Annotated in this window: 17 protein-coding genes; 6 read left to right on the top strand and 11 right to left on the bottom strand. The window is 47.1% G+C overall.

Annotated features, from left to right (window positions below; genetic code table 11):
• Positions 1–24: 24 nt before the first annotated feature.
• The 11 genes from NE619_RS09425 to NE619_RS09475 form a co-directional block, all read right to left on the bottom strand.
• Positions 25–738, bottom strand: a complete 714-nt coding sequence (locus NE619_RS09425; protein ID WP_256132163.1) for a hypothetical protein — start codon at positions 736–738, stop codon at positions 25–27.
• Positions 739–761: 23 nt separating this feature from the next.
• Positions 762–1,283, bottom strand: a complete 522-nt coding sequence (locus NE619_RS09430; RefSeq protein ID WP_256132164.1) for a methyltransferase family protein — start codon at positions 1,281–1,283, stop codon at positions 762–764.
• A 307-nt stretch (positions 1,284–1,590) separates the two neighbouring features.
• Positions 1,591–4,245 carry a heavy metal translocating P-type ATPase gene (locus tag NE619_RS09435; RefSeq protein ID WP_256132165.1) on the bottom strand — a complete coding sequence of 885 codons (2,655 nt, stop codon included), beginning with the start codon at positions 4,243–4,245 and terminating at the stop codon, positions 1,591–1,593.
• A 19-nt stretch (positions 4,246–4,264) separates the two neighbouring features.
• Positions 4,265–4,555, bottom strand: a complete 291-nt coding sequence (locus tag NE619_RS09440) for a metal-sensing transcriptional repressor (RefSeq protein ID WP_256132166.1) — start codon at positions 4,553–4,555, stop codon at positions 4,265–4,267.
• Between the two features lie 136 nt (positions 4,556–4,691).
• Positions 4,692–5,279, bottom strand: a complete 588-nt coding sequence (locus NE619_RS09445) for a hypothetical protein (protein WP_256132167.1) — start codon at positions 5,277–5,279, stop codon at positions 4,692–4,694.
• 99 nt (positions 5,280–5,378) lie between these two features.
• Entirely contained in the window at positions 5,379–6,497 is a 1,119-nt protein-coding gene (locus NE619_RS09450; RefSeq protein WP_256132168.1) for a hypothetical protein, read from the bottom strand.
• 1,081 nt (positions 6,498–7,578) lie between these two features.
• A complete protein-coding gene (locus tag NE619_RS09455; RefSeq protein ID WP_256132169.1) occupies positions 7,579–9,150 on the bottom strand; it encodes an acyl CoA:acetate/3-ketoacid CoA transferase in 1,572 nt (523 codons plus the stop codon).
• Positions 9,151–9,165: 15 nt separating this feature from the next.
• A complete protein-coding gene (locus NE619_RS09460; RefSeq protein WP_330640701.1) occupies positions 9,166–9,942 on the bottom strand; it encodes an enoyl-CoA hydratase/isomerase family protein in 777 nt (258 codons plus the stop codon).
• 21 nt (positions 9,943–9,963) lie between these two features.
• A complete protein-coding gene (locus tag NE619_RS09465) occupies positions 9,964–11,271 on the bottom strand; it encodes a GntP family permease (protein ID WP_256132171.1) in 1,308 nt (435 codons plus the stop codon).
• Between the two features lie 212 nt (positions 11,272–11,483).
• A complete protein-coding gene (locus NE619_RS09470; protein ID WP_256132172.1) occupies positions 11,484–11,840 on the bottom strand; it encodes a molecular chaperone Hsp90 in 357 nt (118 codons plus the stop codon).
• A gap of 97 nt (positions 11,841–11,937) precedes the next feature.
• Entirely contained in the window at positions 11,938–14,490 is a 2,553-nt protein-coding gene (locus NE619_RS09475; RefSeq protein WP_256132173.1) for a YhgE/Pip domain-containing protein, read from the bottom strand.
• Positions 14,491–14,696: 206 nt separating this feature from the next.
• Between NE619_RS09475 and NE619_RS09480 the strand changes: the two genes are divergently transcribed.
• From NE619_RS09480 to NE619_RS09505, 6 genes are all read left to right on the top strand, one after another.
• A complete protein-coding gene (locus tag NE619_RS09480) occupies positions 14,697–15,317 on the top strand; it encodes a TetR-like C-terminal domain-containing protein (protein ID WP_256132174.1) in 621 nt (206 codons plus the stop codon).
• A 169-nt stretch (positions 15,318–15,486) separates the two neighbouring features.
• Positions 15,487–15,846 (top strand): hypothetical protein, encoded by a 360-nt coding sequence (locus tag NE619_RS09485; RefSeq protein ID WP_256132175.1) that lies wholly within the window; start codon positions 15,487–15,489, stop codon positions 15,844–15,846.
• Between the two features lie 413 nt (positions 15,847–16,259).
• Entirely contained in the window at positions 16,260–16,817 is a 558-nt protein-coding gene (locus tag NE619_RS09490) for a TetR/AcrR family transcriptional regulator (protein WP_256132176.1), read from the top strand.
• A 77-nt stretch (positions 16,818–16,894) separates the two neighbouring features.
• Positions 16,895–17,335 carry a hypothetical protein gene (locus tag NE619_RS09495; protein WP_256132177.1) on the top strand — a complete coding sequence of 147 codons (441 nt, stop codon included), beginning with the start codon at positions 16,895–16,897 and terminating at the stop codon, positions 17,333–17,335.
• Positions 17,332–17,748, top strand: a complete 417-nt coding sequence (locus NE619_RS09500) for a DUF2871 domain-containing protein (RefSeq protein WP_256132178.1) — start codon at positions 17,332–17,334, stop codon at positions 17,746–17,748. The genes NE619_RS09495 and NE619_RS09500 overlap by 4 nt, the downstream gene beginning before the upstream one ends.
• A 15-nt stretch (positions 17,749–17,763) precedes the next feature.
• Positions 17,764–18,138: an HsmA family protein gene (locus NE619_RS09505; RefSeq protein ID WP_256132179.1), complete on the top strand. Its 375-nt coding sequence runs from the start codon at positions 17,764–17,766 to the stop codon at positions 18,136–18,138.
• Positions 18,139–18,269 lie beyond the last annotated feature (131 nt).

Consider the following 18,269-nt stretch of genomic DNA (forward strand, 5'->3'; position numbering starts at 1 on the left):
TGGACCTAATATATTATAGTAAAATTATGCTTTTAGATTTGCAACTTCCATCCACGCCTTACTTTCCCAATCGATTGGGTTGAGGGCTATTTTCTTTTCGGAAATAGTATGTCTGACCGCTTGCTGAAACTCAATATATTCGCAGTATTGCCAACGACTCCAAGGCTGAGATCCATTTTCGCTGTACCAACCCATCTTATATGTATCACTCTTTTCATGCTTTCGAGGCACGCATTTGAGTCCCAAGCCGCAGGACAAACCTTTCTTCTTGGCTCCCGCTGCCTCCATTATATATTTATCAACCGGTACATGCAGATATGGTATCATATCATTGACATCTACCTTGCATATATAAGTTTGAATCACGACCAGATATTTCAGCGTCATATTCAGCCACTTTTGTGCCTGCCCGAATGTCAGCCCACCGATTTTTCTATAAACGCTACTGATTTTATCACAGGTTTCTCTGTGTTCTTCATCAAATTTTTCCTGTGTACTTTCATCAGAAGCCCGTACACTATTCTTTAAAGAATAGTACGCCTTAACCAGAATCTCCTTGACTTCGTTTCTCAAATTTTCCCTACATTTATTGGATAACTTTTCCTCAGTGGACATACCAAAGTCAATCGTTCTGCACATATCAAGATACGCCCTTGCACCGGCTTTCTTTATTATCTCATCTTTTTCTTCGTCTCCATTAATACCAAAATATGCATACAGTAAAAAATTAGATTCCATAGTTTACACCTTTCTCCAAGCACTTATATATAACGTCTTACTTTTTTCATATACTGTCCATACGATGTGCCAAACCTTTCAATGCACCATCTTTCTTCTGAAAGGATGATCCAATGAGAGGATATCTGGAATACAACAACAATGCTCAGCAGTATCAGCGATTGGGTAAGCAAAGCCATTCCTACAAAGCAGACAAAATAGGATACATACATAGGATTACGTGAAAAACGGTAAATCCCGTTCGTATTCAGCCCGGCTTCAGAGGGTGAGGAAAAATTCATTATTGAAATCGAACATATGAATAAGCCGAGCAAATAACAGACCAGCCCAGTATAAAACTGCCAGCAAAGCTCTATGTTAACTTTTAGAAAAAACAAGTATATAAAGATTGCTATATTTGAAATTTGATAGATCCAGTAAGCAATTCTTTCGCTTCCCTGCACTGGCGCAAAGCGGGCCGCCCGCTGTACTGCCTCCTTGTTTACAAAGGACAGCAGGCCGAACCTGATTATTAAAAAAGGGATCAACAATACTATGCCATTCATTTTTCCGCCTCTGACTTTTTGTCATACCATTCTTTCGGTCAATTTAACTTATTGGAATAGTTTATCATAAGAATTGGGGCTGGTGCAGAAAAATTAATGTGATATGTAAAAAACGTGTGCATGACGGAATCAAAGATTCCTATGCACACATGTCGCCCGCAAGGGGCGACGCTTTGCAATGCACGTTCTTTGAAACTTCGTCAACATCGCCAAAGGCGATATTTCCTACGTTATAAAAAAAGCCAGCAGCCGGAAATGGGCCTGATACGCCTTCCTGCTGCCGACTCCTGCGGGCTGTACCCGTCCTTTATTTTCTCTCGATTCCTTTCAGCTCATATCCGGCGTCCTGAATCGCAGTTTCAAATACTGCGTCTTCAATCTCAGCCTCTGATTTTACCGTAGCTTTGCCACCGTCAAGATCCACGGACACCTCTGCGCCTTCCAAAGCCTCCAGCGCCTTAGTCACGTGAGCTTTGCAGTGTTCACACATCATACCTTCAATTTTTAATTCCGCTTCATACTTTGCCATTTTTTCCATTTCCTTTCCATTATCTTTTTCAATTGTTTTCGCCTCTGATCCGGCGTTTTCCGCCAGATTTTCCGGAGCATCCGTATCGTCATTGTCATCATGAGTCCTACCGCCCGGGTCCAAGCCTCCATGCTCCGGTTTAAAAAATTTCAGCCGCAGCGCATTGCTGACTACGCAGATGCTGGACAAACTCATGGCTGCGGCGCCGAACATCGGGCTCAGCTGCCAGCCCAGGGCATTATAGAATACGCCTGCTGCCAGCGGTATGCCGATGCAGTTGTAGAAGAAAGCCCAGAACAGATTCTGCTTGATGTTGCGGATTACAGATTTACTCAGCTTGATCGCCGTTACTGCGTCCAGCAGATCGTTTTTAATCAATACCGCATCAGCGCTTTCAATGGCAACCTCTGTACCGGCGCCGATGGCAATGCCCACATCAGCCCGGGCCAGAGCCGGAGCATCGTTGATGCCGTCGCCGATCATCGCAACCGTGTGCCCCTGGTCCTGCAGAGATTTAATGTGTTTTTCCTTATCATCGGGCAGTACCCCGGCAATGATCTGCGGAATATCCAAACGCTTCTGAATCGCCCTTGCCACCCGCTCGTTATCGCCGGTCAGCATAACCACATTGATCTTCATCTGCCTGAACAGTTCAATGGCCCTGCGGCTGGTGGCCTTTTCCATATCGGAGACAGCTATGATTCCGATTACCTTTTTTTCATCCGCAAAGATCAACGGGGTTTTCCCCTGATCGGAAAGCTGTGCGGCTGTTTCCTGAATCCGTTCGTCATAGCTGGCTATCTGACTCTTAATCAGCTTGTCATTGCCTGCGTAAAATACCGTTCCGCCGATAACAGCCTTAATCCCTTTCCCGTGGATCGCTTCAAATTCTTCGGTGGGCAGCAGTGAAACGCCATTTTCTTCCGCCTGCCGCAGGATAGCCTCTGCCAGCGGATGTTCGCTGGACTTTTCCAGAGAAGCCGCCAGTTGGAGAAGCTCGTCCTCCGATCCTGAAAAGGCCGCAATATCGGTCACTTTTGGGTTTCCCTCGGTGATGGTTCCCGTTTTGTCCATGACTACCGTATCCACCCGATGGGCAATTTCCAAAGCTTCGCCGGATTTAATGAGAATTCCGTTTTCCGCACCTTTACCGGTCCCCACCATGATCGCCACCGGTGTAGCCAGACCAAGAGCACAGGGGCAGGAAATTACCAGCACCGCGATACCTGTGGACAGCGCGAATTCGAAAGTCGCTCCTGCGATCAGCCAGACGATGGCCGCCAACACCGCGATGCCGATAACTACCGGTACGAAAACACCGGCAATTTTATCAGCCAGCTTTGCGATGGGCGCTTTGCTGGAGCTGGCCTCATCTACAAGGCGAATGATTTGGTTAATGGTGGTATCTTCGCCCACCTTGGAAGCGCGCATTTTGAAAAAACCGCTTTTATTTATGGTCGCGGAAACTGCTTTATCGCCGACACTTTTTTCCACCGGGATACTCTCACCTGTGATGACCGATTCATCCACACTGGAGCTTCCCTCCGTAATGATACCATCTACCGGTATCGCAGCGCCCGGTTTGATGATGAGGATATCGCCGCTCATTACCTGTTCTACCGGAATGACAGTCTCCTCTCCATCCCGCTCGACAATGGCCGTCTTGGGTGAAAGATCCATCAGCTTTTCTATAGCCTCGCTGGTCTTGCCCTTGGATTTTGTTTCCAGGAATTTTCCCAGGGTGATGAGGGTCAGTATTGTCCCTGCGGATTCGAAGTAGATATCCATGCTGTACTGGTGTACCAGGTGCATATCGCCGTGGCCCAGCCCAAAACCGATGCGGAACAGAGCAAAGCAGCCGTAAATCGTAGCTGCCGCCGAGCCGATGGCGATGAGGGTATCCATGTTTGGTCCGCCGTGAAACAAACTCTTAAAGCCGACGATAAAATATTTTCGATTGGCATATAAGATGGGAAGCAGCAGCAGGAACTGCCCGAATACCATGCTCACGGCATTTTCATCACCGTAAAAAACCTTTTCCATAAAGGAAGGTACCGGCATTCCAAAATCCATCTGCATCATATGCCCCATGGACAGATACATCAGAGGAACCAGAAAGACAATCGATACGATCAGTCTCTTTTTCATATTGCGGACTTCTTCTAAAGCAGCGTTTTTGTGCTGGCCTTTTGCCTCCGTCTGCTGTCTTTCATCGGAAAGCTGCGCGGCGCTGGCTCCGTAGCCCGCCTTTTCCACGGCTTCCACGATATCATCCATAGAAAGCTTTTCTTCATCGTAGCTGACCTTCATGCTGTTGGTCAAAAGGTTGACGCTGACACTGCCCATGCCGTCCAGCTTGGCCGTGGCTTTTTCCACTCTGGCCGAACAGGCTGAACAGGTCATACCTGTAATGTCAAATTTTTCTTCTCTCATAATCTCCAAACACTTTCTTTTATTTCATTAATTTCTGCAGGGTAGCGCAGAGCTCATCGACCGCGGCTTCATTGCCCTGCTTGATATCTTCTGTAACGCAGCTTTTAATGTGGTTTGTCAAAAGAACCTTGTTGAACGAATTGAGCGCCGACTGGATCGCGCTGACCTGCGTCAGAATATCCACGCAATAGCGTTCCTCCTCCACCATCTTCTTCACGCCGCGGACCTGACCTTCAATGCGGCTGAGACGATTGATCAGATCGCTGTACTCTTTTGACTCTCTGTGTTTATGTTTTACTGTTTCATCCATAATTATTACCTGCCTCTCCATATACCTTTACGGGGTATATGTATTTTATCAACCTTCTTGCATTTTGTCAACCAGAAAAGGCCACCGATCTTTTTAGAATCGATAGCCTTTTCATAACTTAAGCATCTACATGTCTTTATACAAATTTTCCCTTATACTCCTGCAGCGGCTGGTAAGCGCGAAAAAGCTGAAATGCTTCTTTGGCGTCCCTGGCCTTTTTACGAATCCAATTGACCTGTACTGCTTCGGCATAAACTTTAATGCTGGCAGCTCCTGTTTCTTCACTTTCAGCCGGGCCTACCACGGAAGTAAACAGCGATTTCGACTGTTCTCCGGGGCTTACCGGAAGGCTGTAATAGTAGTAGCCGTCTTCCTCTCTGGTCCAGACCCCGCTTTTCAGCTCTGCCTCAGACGGATTTACCGCTATCGTATCGGAAATCAGCCGATAGCTTTCTCTGCCGCCATTGAGGTTCCGGTTGGCATGCTCCGTTTCCGGAGAGTCCACTTTAGCCCGAACCCACATATCCCGGCCGCCGCCGTTAATTACCTGTGCTTCATCGTTCATGGCAATGGCAGCCAGAGCCATTTCCTCCTCTACCTGCGCAAGACTGCTGGCATACGTCGCTTCGTCCTCTTCTGAGAACCATGTACCGTAAACCACTGCTCCGCTGATACACAGCAACGCACAAATGGCGCCGATCATTACCGCACTTAACTTGTCCACGATTTCCCCCTTATGTTTAAAAGTTTTCCCTACTTAAAAATCTTAACACAGGGGGATGGGCCGCAGAAGAAGGATCGTCCCCAAAATATCTACAAAATCTTACAGAAATTTAGAGAAATCAATTTTGTCGAGGTATTCCTTAACATCTTTTTCCGTCACCGCGACTTCTTTTTCGTAAGATTCCAGTTCCTTCTTACATCCTTCGAACAATGCGATTTCTTTCTTTGAAGCTTCCGAATACTTTTTCTGCAGTGCCTGATACTGCTGCTGGTCGCCGCTGTCCAAGGCTTCCTGCATGGCCTCCGGTTCCTTTTCCCATGCGGTTTCAAGGCCGGAATAAACCTTCTCCTCCAGTTCATCCAGACTGTCGAGTCCTGCTTCTTTTTTCACTTTTTCATCGGCTTTGGCAAGGGCTTTCTCATATTCATCGGACTTTGCGTCTGACTGCTCTCTGGTTATAGCCATGGTGATGTAATAGTCTCCGGCTTTTCCAAAAGCGGTCCCGTCGGAGCCTTCTGTCCTGCAGGCAAACTCCGCGCCCTTCTGCGGCTGGAAGGTGAAATCCTTTACTGCCTCCTCAACAGACTGCGGTTCTTCATCTTTATCCGGTGCGCTGAAGGAAGGGGAAAGATACGGAAATGCTCCTTCCGGGCTTATGTTCAGGTATATGAAAACATTGTTTGCGTCACTGTTTTCTTCCTCGATCTCTAAATTGAGGTTTCCGTCATCCAGGGCATACCCGCCGTCGTATTCTTTCATTGTTTCCTGCAGCGTTTTGGACAGATCCGCTCCCAGCACTCCTGAAAGCTTTCTTGCTTCCAGTTCCTTTTCCACTTGGTCGTAGCTGCTCAGAACAGTGCTTTTAGCGGCGTATTTCAGTCCATATTTTTCGCAGATCTCCTTGACCTTTGCCGGCACGTCGTAAATGGCATCTTCGCTGGTATCGACCACTTTCTCCATTTCTTCATCCGAAAGTCCGTCCAGGTATGTATTGTATTCGGCCGCAGCTTTATACTCGCTGGATTCCAGCAGACTGCTTTTATCTACCTTTCCCGAACCGCTCTTTCCTCCCCCGGAAAAAACGCCAGTGGCAGCTGCTACGATTCCTACAATGATCAGCACTGCCGCCAGACCGATCACTGCTATCAGCAGTTTTTTGTTTCCTGTTTTCTTGGCGGCCTTTGAGCCGCCGCTCTTTTCGTCTTTCATTTTATCCATGATTTCAGTTCCTTGTATCGTTTTCCTTTGCTAATTTCAATAGAATTCTTTTGGCGCCCGTTTTTTCGGCTTTCTGTCCTCCTTTCCTTCTCTTATACACATATTTACACAAATCGGGCACTCCTTTTCAGTATGAACTATTTTTCCTTTTGATGCAAGGAAAATAGCTGGAAAACCGGGACAAATACCCAAAACGATCAGCGCAAGGAGGCCTGCCGCTGCTAAGCTAGCATTGCCTGAGGTCTCAACACTCAAATGTCAATGGGCGCACGATAGTGCCATGATTTTGATAGTTCCACGGAGATCTGACTGCATCCTTCTCTGAAAGTATCATTTAATCCGCAAACAATCGTATATTACGATATTCTTTCTTATTTCTCTCGGGTTGTTCCTGACAAACTATCATTTTCTATGTAAGCAGCATCGTTTTATGATATTCCCGGAATATCAGCAAGGCCTTCTGCTAAATGAGGGCTGCTTCTCCAGACTCGAACGGCCCGGGCCCGGATGAATCCGAAATGAATCTGAACAGCCCTGCGGGCGGCGGTAACTTTTTGAAAAAATCGTGCAAAGTTACGCAAAGTTGTGGGTTTGCGTGTACTCGAAATCGCAGAAAATGAAAATCTGTGCTACTAGCCGTTCCGAAGGCCGCAGGATCGTTGAAAAACGCGTAACTTTTCGAAAAAATTAGGATAAGTTACCGGAACTGCTTATTTCATGGAAAGAGTGCGGTTTCGTAAACTATAAGAGGTGGCAACGCCGCACTCAATTAGTGAATATTGAAAAATGATGATTATTATTGGCTTTAAGGCAGTGCTTTTATGGAAAACATTTACATATTCCGATTTATGTTCCAAACGCATGGTTTGGAGATGATTGGCCACATAAAATTGTAGTTAAGTTGGAAAAACACGAGATGTATTTGTTGCGAAATCATAATTAATTTGCGAAATACACTCAAATACTGCTATGTCCCATAAAATTCAAGGTGTTTTCACAAGATTTTATGTGGCCATTTTAGCTAGAATAGGTTATTAGGAACATAAATAGCCATTTGTAAATAATTTACATCAATTTTCCATCACAGCTCAAGGCCCATAAGCTGTGGATGAAACAGCTTATCATCCATGGTTTTCAGATCAGGCGCTATGGCAGGCCGGAACTCCATTTTCTCCAATACATCCGTTTCCAGATCAGCGCCGGGAGCGATTTCGATCAGAGTCAATCCGTCTTCCGTTAGAGTAAAGACAGCCCGTTCTGTGATGTAAAAGGCCTTTTGCGTTCCCTTTTCACGGGAATAATGTCCGGAGAAAGTGATGTGCTCCACATCCTTTTTAAACTTGATATAAGGGCCGTCCTTGACGATGTTCAGTCGTCCGTTTTCGATGCGGATATCGCTTTTTCCCGCCGTAAAGGTGCCGAGAAAGCAAACGGTTTTCGCACCCTGGGTAATATTGATAAACCCGCCGGGGCCGGTCACTTTGCCGGCGAATTTGGATACGTTGACATTTCCATGCATGTCGATCTCCGCCGCCCCCAGAGCAGCGAAATCAATACCCCCACCGTCGTAAAAATCGAAAATATCCGGCTGTTTTAAAATGGCCTGCGGGTTGTAAGCCGCTCCAGTAGCAATGCCCGGGGCCGGAACCCCGCCGGTTACGCCCGATTCGATGCTGGAGGAAATCTTTTCGATCAGCCCCTCTTCATTTAGCAGCTCGGAAACGCCCATGGGAATACCGATTCCCAGGTTGATAAAGTCGCCTTGCCGCAGCTCCAGTATGCTCCTTCTGCAGATAACCTTATGAATATCAAAAGGCAGCGGTTCCAGATGATCCAGCTGAACCTTTTCATCTCCGCACCAGGATGGAATCGGCTTTCCGTCTCCGATAAAGTGCTGGCCTGTGTTTTCCGGCTTGCCTACGATCACGTAATCTACCAGCGTAGCGGGCACGGTCACCATCTGCGGGTGTATCTCTCCGTGCTCCACCACCTTGTCTACCTGCACCATGACAATCCCGCCGCAGTTTCTGGCAGCTGCCGCCATTTCAAACTGTTCCAGGTGGAGCGCTTCTTTTTCCACGGAAATGTTACCCTTTGTATCGGCGATGCTCCCCTTAATGATCGCCACATCCAGTGGGAAAGTGGGATAAAAAAGATACTCCTTGTTCCTCAGCTGTATCAGCTCCACGACGTTCTCGCCGCTTTCTTTGGCAGCATCATTGACTCTGCCGCCGTCGATGCGCGGGTCTACAAAGGTCTTCATACCCACTTGACTGATGACCCCCGGCTTGTGGGAAGCGATGGCCCGCATCATGTGGGAAAGCACGCCCTGAGGCATCATAAAGGTGGGGAAAGCATTTTCCATGATCAGCGGATAGAGCTTCGGCGCCAAGCTGAGATTACTGCAAAGGAACCTGCGCATCAGTCCCTTATGGGCAAAATGGTTGATACCCCTGTGCTGCCCGTCGCCGCCCAGTCCCGCCACGTTGACAACCGACAGGTCCCTGGGATGCTGCTCTTTTTTAAAACGCTCTTCTATTTCACCGAGGATATCATCCGCCAGGCAGAATCCGATAAAACCGTCGATAGCAACGGTCGTATGGTCCTCAATCAGCTCAGCGGCCCTTTTTGCATCTATAAATTGTACCGACATATTCACACCTCTGCCCTATCTGTTCTTAAATTTAAAGTCCTTTTCCTTGCGCAGAAAACTGCCCATACCGATCTTCTGGTCCTCTGTTTCAAACAGCTTGCTAAAAATTTCCCGCTCAAAGAGACAGCCTTCCTCAAGGTCGGAAGTGCCGGAAAAATTGATTGCTGCCTTGGCGGTGCCAACGGCGATCTGGCCGTTTCTTTCAATAGCCGCAGCCAGCTCCAAAGCCGTATCCATCAGCTTCTCCGGCGGCACTACTCTGTTCACAAGACCGATGGAAAGCGCTTCTTCAGCGTTCACCTTTTTTCCCGTAAAAATCATTTCTTTAGCAACAGCTTCACCGACAATCCGCGGCAGCCTCTGGGTTCCTCCCGCTCCGCAAATTACCCCCAGACTGACTTCCGGCAAACCCATTTTCGCCTTTTCCGACGCAATACGGATATCACAGGCCATCGCCAGCTCCAATCCGCCGCCCAGCGCATAGCCGTTGATGGCAGCAATTACAGGGATTTTCAGATTTTCCAGCCTCAGATTCAGCCCGCTTCCCAGGGAAGACCAGACCATGATTGAATCCGCGTCCTTTTCATACATTTCCTTTATATCCGCCCCGGCAATGAAAGCCTTTCCTGCGCCGGTAAGTATCAGCGTATAGACTTCCTCATCCTGTTCCACAAGATCCACCGCTTCGCCGATCTTTTGAAGAAAATCCTCGCTCAAGGCATTGAGATCCGCCGTTTTGTTGAAGGTGATGATGGCAGTATGCCCTCTTTTTTCATACAGTACATCCGACATAAACAAGCTCCTTTCGCCCGGTCATCCCAAAATCATACTGATGGGCAGCGCCACCAGGAAGGTGGAAGCAATGGGCACGACCAGACATGTGATAAAGTTATATTTATACGACAGTTTATGCGTGGTATGGCAGATGGCAAATACGGACACGATGGAGCCGTTCCATGGCAGAGAATCCAGCCCGCCGCAGCCGTCCGCGCAGAGTCTGTGGATGAATTCCAGATTGTAGCCCTGCTGTCCGTACTGGAGGAAGGTGTCGCCCAAAGTTTCGTACATGAGGGAGATTCCGCCTGAAGCCGATCCCAAAATACCGGCAAAGATATTGGAGCCCACCGCCGCAACGATATAAGGATTGGCATCGGAGTTCATCAAAATATGGGTTGCGAAATCATAAAATGGCGTACCCTTAACCACAGAACCGAAGCCGACGATGATGGCCGTATTGATGATAACCGTCACAGAGGTTATGGCCGCGGAATTGAACATTTCCAGCATTTCCGTTTTCGGCAGGTGCTTCCAGAATAAAATCAGCGCCAGAATGATTCCCATCAGCAGGCATAAGATGATATCCAGCTTCGTCACATTGAACACGATCAATACAAAGGCGATCGGCAAAATCGAAACAAGTCCTCCCGGTGCGTCTTTTACGTCCTCGATTCGTTTTACATCCTCCGGCCACTGGAAATGCTCCCCCCGCAGCCTGGCCTTTTTGCATGCGTGGTTCATGAAAAGCACGATAGCCACAGCCATCACCGCTGCGCTGCAAAGTCCCGGAAGCAGTCCCGCATAAGAAGGAGTTCCCAGATACTGCATGGAAACGATATTGGGGATCTGCGGTGTAAACGGGCCGGTCATGGCAAAGGTCCACATACCCCCGCAGACGATTCCCGGCAGCAAGTAGGTCGGCAGATCGGCATCTTCAAACAGCTTGAGCGCGATCGGGTACACGGAAAAAATGATGACAAAACTGTTGATTCCTCCGTAGCTTAAAATCGCCGCCGGAATCATACAGGCCAGCATACAGTGTTTGCTGCCTACCTTCTTGGAAATGATGGAGCCGATTTTGGCAGCGGCGCCGGAATTTTGATAAATGTTACCGAAGATGTTTCCCAAAAGAAAAATAAAGAAATAAGATGTAAAGAATCCTGTTACTCCGGTCATGTACGTTTTGGTAACGCTTTGAAAGACCGGTTCTCCGCTAGTCAGACAGACAAGAATCGCCGCCAGCGGTCCGATGATGATCGGAGAAACACGTTTGAAAATGAGGATCGCCATTCCCGCCAGAGCGGCAAAGACCCCCAAAGCCGATAGTAGTATTGTGGTATCCATTAGACTCAACTCTCTTCCTGATATGGTTCATATTGCAATAGCCGTATTTATTATAGCACTCAATTTGCGTTATGTGTAGTGGGATTCCCGCAGTTCATTCCGATTCCAGCATGGTGATGCCAGGCCATTTATACGGCTGCGACAGCACACTGGAAAAGGCACCAATCATTTCTGACTGGTGCCCCATAAAGATTTCTCGCCATTAACGCTTGTTAAAGGATGCTGTCCTTCTTTTCAAGAATCGCCGCTACGGCCACACATGCAGGACAATCGCAGAATTCCGCTCCCGCTGCTTTTATCTCTTTTGCATGGGCCGCTACATCTTTGGCCTTATCTGCTCCAAACACCTGGGCTCCGGCATCGGATTCGGCAAATCCGATTAAAGTGTCAATCGGCATGATATCCGCTTCCAGCTCCTCAATGTATTTTTTCGTTTCCACAGCTTCCTGTTCCGTTCCCACTGCGTCCAGCCAGGCCTGAGCAGCTGCCCTTGTTTCGCTGCTGCATGTCTGCGCGTCAATTAATTCGTGTGTTTTTTCAACAACATAATCTAATGTTTTTTTATCCATAATGATCTCCCCTCATTCTTCTTGGATTTTTCTATATTCTACCACAGCTGCGCGGCTAATGTCACCCGTTTTCCTCTGCGTGTTGACAAATTACATTTTACGCAAATCCCCGAGCGTCAATAAAATCGTGGAAGGTTTGTTTCCCGGCCTTGATCTTTCTCGCACGGGCCAGGAAGAGCCAAATGCTCAGCGCAGTGAAAACTATGGCAATCAAAATCAGCATAAAGTAACATGGAAGCAGGTTTACTTCACAGCCGGAAATGGTGCTGCGGAAACCGGCTACCGTATAGCTGAACGGCAGGAACGGATTGATATCCGCCACAAAGTCGCCGGAGAGTTCGATGGGATACGTTCCTGCGGATCCCGCAAGCTGAATAATCATAAATACCAGCATAATAAAGCTTCCCACTCGTCCCAGCAGCGCATTGAAGAAATACATCAGGGACATAAAAGCCACTGCTGCCACGCAGGCCAGCAACACTGTATTTTTCCAGTCGATCGGGCTGAATCCGCAGAATTTGTGCATCAGTCCCAGCATTGCCAGGGCCATGCCGATTGCCAGAGGGTACAGGACCACTGCTTTGCTGAGCCACCAGTTAAAACCGGAGGACAGCTTGCCTCTGTACTTGGTCAGCGGATACATGAGGCAGAAGGCCAGCGCTCCTACCCAGAGGGCTACGGACATCATGTAAGCAGCCATGGCATGGCCGTTGTCCGCAACCGGGTGCTCCTCTTTTCCGTCCAGTTCGACCGGGCTTGTCATCATATCGATGGAATCATCATCAGCTTTGCTTTTCTTCACTTCTTCTGAGCCATCCGCAACGCCGTCTTTTAGTTGGGAAGTTCCGTCTTGCAGGGCCGTCAGCCCGCTTCCCAGAGTCTTTGAACCTTCGCCCAATTGATCTGCGCCGTCCTTGACCTGCTTTGCCCCGCTTTCCAAGTCTTTGCTTCCTGAATTGAGGCTGCCGGAGTTTGCCGTCAGCTTGCCCGTTCCTGCGGAAAGCTGGCCGATTCCCGCCTGCATGGTGGCTGCGCCCTGACCGATTCCTTGTGACAAGGTTCCAATCCCTGTATTAAGCGTATCTGCGCCGCTGTTGAGCGCTTTATTCTTCTCGCTGAGCGCTGTAAGGCCTGCGGAAACATTGGTTACGCCACCGGTATAGGCCTGCACACCGGGAAGCAGCTCTTGATCAACTTTCTCCTGCAGTTCTGCCGAGCCTTCCTTAAGTGCATTTGCTCCATTCAGCAGATCTGCAAGAACTTGATTAATCCCTGTACTGTCCTTAGACTGACTTTCAGTCCCTTTGGTTTCGCTGAGAGCTGATGCTTTTATATCCGCATAATCTTGATTTAGTTCTGTAGAAAGCGCCTTTATTTCTTCCAGGCTATCTCCGTTTCCGCCCGAAGCATTAGAAACCTTTCCCTTAATTTCATCCAGCTGATTTTCTACGGCGGCTACGGCATCCTTCTGTTCATCGTTCAGCTCCGTGTTTTTCAGCTTACTGAGCTCTGCTTTTGCTGAACTGATTTGTTTTTCAACATCCGGGCTGTCCGCGGCTTTATAATCTTTGATGCGTGTATTGAGTTGCCCCAGCGATTTACCAAAATCATTCAAATCCGCCTTCAGACTTTTTGTGTCCTTTTGAACGGGATTTGGGCCGCCGGACATCTGCGATTTTAATAAATTCAGACCATCGTAAAGTTTTTGACTCCCCGAAGCCATCTTGCTTATGCCTGCCGATAATGTTTTCATGCCCTGATTGAGATTTTCATTTTGGGCTGTCAGCTTCGCGGCGCCGCTCTTTGCCTCTGTAACGACAGAGGTGTAGGCGGAAACACCCTCTTTTAGTTCGGATGAACCTTTTTTCAATTGATTGGTTCCGGTTCCGATCTCCTGCTTAAAGCGGATTACCCCCGACCCAAGTTCATCCACTCCAGAATCCACAGTTTTCACACCGGCCGTATAGGCCGCGATGCCGGTTTTCAGCTGCCCTGCGCCCTTAAACAAGTCCGTGCCTCCTGCCGACAGAGTTCCCAGCCCCTCCGTCAGCTTGCCGTTTCCGTCGATCAGCTCTTTTTCACCGTCCAGCATGGCATCCGCACCGTCTTTTGCATCGTCCATCCCTGACGCAATATCGTCCAACCCGTCAAAAACCGCTGCCGTATAGGTCTTGGAAACTTCTTCGGAAACGCTGGTTCGGATCGTTTCCATGGCTGTGTTGCACAGCTTACTCGCAATATAGTTGGTGCCTGGGTTGGTTTTGTATTTCAGTTCCATCCGCTTAGGCGTTTCATCCATCACCGTTGAAGCGTTTGCCGAAAAATCCTTCGGTATGGTAATGGTCATATAATAGGTACGGTCCTGCAATCCTTCTTCTGCCTCCTTGGCATTTACGAAATGAAAATCCAGCGAATCATTTTCTTTCAGATTGTCCACCAGATCCGCTCCTACAGAAAGCATCTTTTCCTGGTACATGACCGGCTGGTCCTCATTGACTACTGCCACCGGCAGTTCCGATAACCTTCCATAGGGATCCCACATGGAAGAAAGAAACGGTATGGTATATATACTTGGGATCAATAGAATCACTGCAAGCACTAACATCATGACCGGATTACGTAAAAGACCCTTTAATTCTCGTTTTATCATACTTTAACCCCCTTATACTCGGCCTTTCCTAAAGTTGCTTTTTTCAACAAAACATATTATAATAGACATTGCGTTGTATTACAAACATCATGAACACCACATTATGTCTGTTTATCGACATAATATCCAATTTCTGTTGCTTATTATTTTGCTGAATTAAAGTCTTTTTTTTCAGTTAATTCTGCTTATGGGAAGGAGGCATACCTATGGCGCAAAAAATCGATCGAAGAATAAAAAGAACCAAGGCGCTTTTGCAAAAGAGCCTTCTGGAATTGATGAAGAGTAAACCGGTTAAGAATATCACCATTAAAGAGCTGGTGGACTTCGCGGATATCAACCGTTCCACCTTTTATCTGCATTACACCAGCGTTTACGATATTCTGGACGAGCTGGAGCAGAACCTTTTGGATCAGCTTTACCAGGTCTTTGACGACTATCCCCAAAACTATGATGAGGAGGATTCCTTTTCCTTTATCAGCGCCATGCTTCAGATCGTTTTCGATAATCAGGAAACCTGCAACATCCTCCTCAATCCCAAATACAACACCGGATTTATTGATAAGGTGCAGATCCTGCTGGATCAAAAGGTGGCAGAGCGTCTGCAGCATATCCTGGGCAGCGATTTCAAAATTTCCGGCTACCTCTCATCCTTTTATATCGCCGGATGCATGGGCATGCTGCGGGTGTGGCAGTTTGACGAAAATCGGCCCAGCCCGGACCAGATGGCACGGATGTGCTACGGGCTGATCATGAACACCATTCAGCAGATGAAGCAGGCCTCTTCCGAAGTCTTGAGTGCCTGGGACACGGATCAGGAAACGCAGTAAGCGTACCGTAACAAGCGAGCCGTCTGGCAAAAAGGCAAGAAGATGGCCTGATAAGAAGATCGCCTGGCAAGAAGATGGCCTGATAAGAAGATCGCCTGGCAAGAAGATCGCCTGGCAAGAAGGTGGCCTGGCGCTTTTTGCTTTAAAATTGGAGCGAAGCGGATGAAATATGTGGGTTTGCGGGTTTTATGGATTTATTTTTTGGGAATTTCCACTTAAACGTAACCAGCAAGGGCAAGAAACGTTGAAAAAAGATCCGCTTTTATCTCTCTTTTTTGATGAAAGCTCCGGAAATAGTTTATTACGTTACTATGCGAAAGGGGAGCGACCGTTTCTTCCCGGCAGAACGCAGCCCGAATACAGCAGAGAACTGAGGATAAAATGGTTTTGGATTTGCGGCCAAATTCCAATTTTGCCGGTACATCCCGCGACCATTGTCCCTAAAGAGGCTTCTTGGTCGCAGGTCAAATATGAAAATTTGTGCTGGCAGCCGTTTTGGAGGCCGCAGGATCTTTGGAAAATCCGGTAACTTTTCGAGGGATTCGTTACCGGAATTGTTTTTTTATGAAAGAAGTATGGCTCATATGAAACGCTTTTAAAAGGCAAATTACTATTTTCATTAACACGCAGCGAAAAGCTGAGTTCTTGTTGATCTTTTTTCAAGGATACAGAGCATGAGAGCACAGAAATTCGATCGATATGAAGATTTGAACAGGAGCAAAGGCCGCAAACCTTGGAAATACCTCAACAACTGAGCCAAAATGAATCCGGTGTTGAACAAATATGCATATTGCTTAAAAAGATTTGCTTTTGAAGATTTCTTGATTCTAGTTTCGCGCAAGCTTCAAGACCCCGAATTGAAATAAGAAAAGGGTTGACAAGCATGGCAGGCAAGTATATTATGCAAAGTGAACACAGTTCATGTTGCAAGGAGGATGCGTATTGAATCTGCCCATAACTTCAAAAGAGCAAATAATTTCTGTCTGTCAGCGCCTGGCAAAGGAAAAGGGCCTGTCATCGATCAGTATGCGTGCCGTTGCTGCCGAGTGCAATGTATCGGTGGGTGCCATATACAACTACTTTCCTTCCAAATCAGAGCTTCTATGTGCTGCCATTGAGAGCATCTGGAAGGATATTTTTCATATGACGCAGGAACCTTTTGAATTTACGGACTTCATCGAATGTTTGTCCTGGCTGTTTGAAAGCATTCAGCGAGGGAGCCGGAAATATCCGCAGTTTCTTTCCTCGCACGCCATGGCTCTAGCGTCTGAGGATAAAGCTATCGGACAGCAGATGATGGCAAACTACTTTGTACATTTGAAAACTAATCTGGAAGAGGTGCTGAAAAACGATACGAAAATAAGGAAAGATGCTTTTAGCCAAAGTCTCAGTCCTGCCCTATTCGTTGACTATATTTTTCAACTTTTTCTCGCTTCGATTGTTGGCGCGAACCAAGACTATCAGGGTATTTTAGAACTGGCCGGCAGATATTTGTACTAGCCCGCTCTTTACAGGAGTGGGTAAAATCAGGCGTCAACATGAACGCTGTTCACAATAGAATTAGAGAGGTTATAGTAATGAAAGTAAAAAAATACAATTTATTATTGATCGCATGTTTCGTATGGCTCATTGCAGGCATTAACATCCTGCGGATCGGTGTTGAAACCTATCATGGCTATGGAACAGCCCTCAATCTTTCGCTCTCCGCTGTTGTTTTTGCCCTCTTTTGGTTCATGGTGTTTTACAGGTTGACCAAAAAACATACGCAGCGGATTCATTCCTATGAGGAAGAGAGGCAATTCTTCTTAAAGTTTTTCGATGTGAAATCCTTTATCATCATGGCCTTTATGATGACGTTCGGGATACTGATTCGAACTTTAAGTTTAATGCCGGACAGATTTATCGCTGTTTTTTATACAGGGCTGGGAACCGCATTGGCTATGGCGGGAGTCCTGTTTGGACGAAACTATTTCAAATTCAGGTACAAGCTGCCGGGACAGGAGGTTCAGGAATTATGAAAAAATCAATGAATGCTGCCATAATCTATTTTGCTCTCGCTATGGCGGGCGGTGTGTTTTACAGGGAGTTCACGAAATTTTATGGATATTCCGGGGCGACAACCTTGAGTGTTGTCCACACACATCTGTTCATGCTGGGCATGTTTTTATTCCTCCTTCTTGCGGTTGTCTGCAAAATCACGAAGCTGGAAAAGGAGAAGCTGTTTAGGCGGTTTTTCCTGCTTTATAACATAGCCCTCCCCTTCATGGCTATCATGCTGCTGATACGGGGAATTGTCCAGGTTACAAATACTGCCCTGGCCAGTTCATACGACAGCATGATTTCAGGATTCGCAGGAATCTCGCACATTTTAATGCTGATTTCAATGATTATGCTCCTGGTTTCTCTGAAAAAAGTATTATCCAGTAAATAGCGGGGGAATCTTCTGATGTCAATTTTACTTATTTGGGCAATCATCTGCATGACCCTTGCCCTGACCTTTTATACCATTGGCGTTTTTGCCGAAAGGAAGATGGGGACGCTGTTAAAGTGGCACTGCGCTGTTTTCTGGCTTGGATTTCTTTGCGATTCCACTGGTACTACCATCATGGGGCAGCTTTCGGGAAACACGTTTAGTTTTAGTCTTCATGGAATTACAGGCTTGATTGCTCTGCTTTTGATGGCGTTTCATGCGATTTGGGCAACGGTGATCCTCATTAAGAGGGACGATCAGGCTAAGAAAACCTTTCACAAGTTCAGCATTGTCGTATGGTCCGTTTGGCTGATCCCCTACATAGTCGGGCTTTTTATCGGTATGTTTTGAGTTTATATTATTATGGGGCATAAACGCTGTCATCTTATGTTGGATATTGCCAATAAGGATATTCTATCAAATGGGATATCCTTATTTTTCCTGAAATCAGAATATTTTTCAGGGGACCATGGTCGCTGTAT

The organism is Anaerovorax odorimutans (assembly GCF_024459955.1).
Taxonomy (GTDB): Bacteria; Bacillota; Clostridia; order Peptostreptococcales; family Anaerovoracaceae; genus Hominibacterium; species Hominibacterium odorimutans_A.

Bases quoted from the DNA above. Each gene is read 5' to 3' on its own strand.
- NE619_RS09430 (WP_256132164.1), bottom strand. From the start codon at position 1,283: ATGAATGGCATAGTATTGTTGATCCCTTTTTTAATAATCAGGTTCGGC.
- NE619_RS09435 (WP_256132165.1), bottom strand. From the start codon at position 4,245: ATGAGAGAAGAAAAATTTGACATTACAGGTATGACCTGTTCAGCCTGT.
- NE619_RS09455 (WP_256132169.1), bottom strand. From the start codon at position 9,150: ATGTCGGTACAATTTATAGATGCAAAAAGGGCCGCTGAGCTGATTGAG.
- NE619_RS09425 (WP_256132163.1), bottom strand. From the start codon at position 738: ATGGAATCTAATTTTTTACTGTATGCATATTTTGGTATTAATGGAGAC.
- NE619_RS09460 (WP_330640701.1), bottom strand. From the start codon at position 9,942: ATGTCGGATGTACTGTATGAAAAAAGAGGGCATACTGCCATCATCACC.
- NE619_RS09480 (WP_256132174.1), top strand. From the start codon at position 14,697: ATGGCGCAAAAAATCGATCGAAGAATAAAAAGAACCAAGGCGCTTTTG.
- NE619_RS09470 (WP_256132172.1), bottom strand. From the start codon at position 11,840: ATGGATAAAAAAACATTAGATTATGTTGTTGAAAAAACACACGAATTA.
- NE619_RS09500 (WP_256132178.1), top strand. From the start codon at position 17,332: ATGAAAAAATCAATGAATGCTGCCATAATCTATTTTGCTCTCGCTATG.
- NE619_RS09475 (WP_256132173.1), bottom strand. From the start codon at position 14,490: ATGATAAAACGAGAATTAAAGGGTCTTTTACGTAATCCGGTCATGATG.
- NE619_RS09485 (WP_256132175.1), top strand. From the start codon at position 15,487: ATGTGGGTTTGCGGGTTTTATGGATTTATTTTTTGGGAATTTCCACTT.
- NE619_RS09465 (WP_256132171.1), bottom strand. From the start codon at position 11,271: ATGGATACCACAATACTACTATCGGCTTTGGGGGTCTTTGCCGCTCTG.
- NE619_RS09505 (WP_256132179.1), top strand. From the start codon at position 17,764: ATGTCAATTTTACTTATTTGGGCAATCATCTGCATGACCCTTGCCCTG.
- NE619_RS09440 (WP_256132166.1), bottom strand. From the start codon at position 4,555: ATGGATGAAACAGTAAAACATAAACACAGAGAGTCAAAAGAGTACAGC.
- NE619_RS09450 (WP_256132168.1), bottom strand. From the start codon at position 6,497: ATGGATAAAATGAAAGACGAAAAGAGCGGCGGCTCAAAGGCCGCCAAG.
- NE619_RS09495 (WP_256132177.1), top strand. From the start codon at position 16,895: ATGAAAGTAAAAAAATACAATTTATTATTGATCGCATGTTTCGTATGG.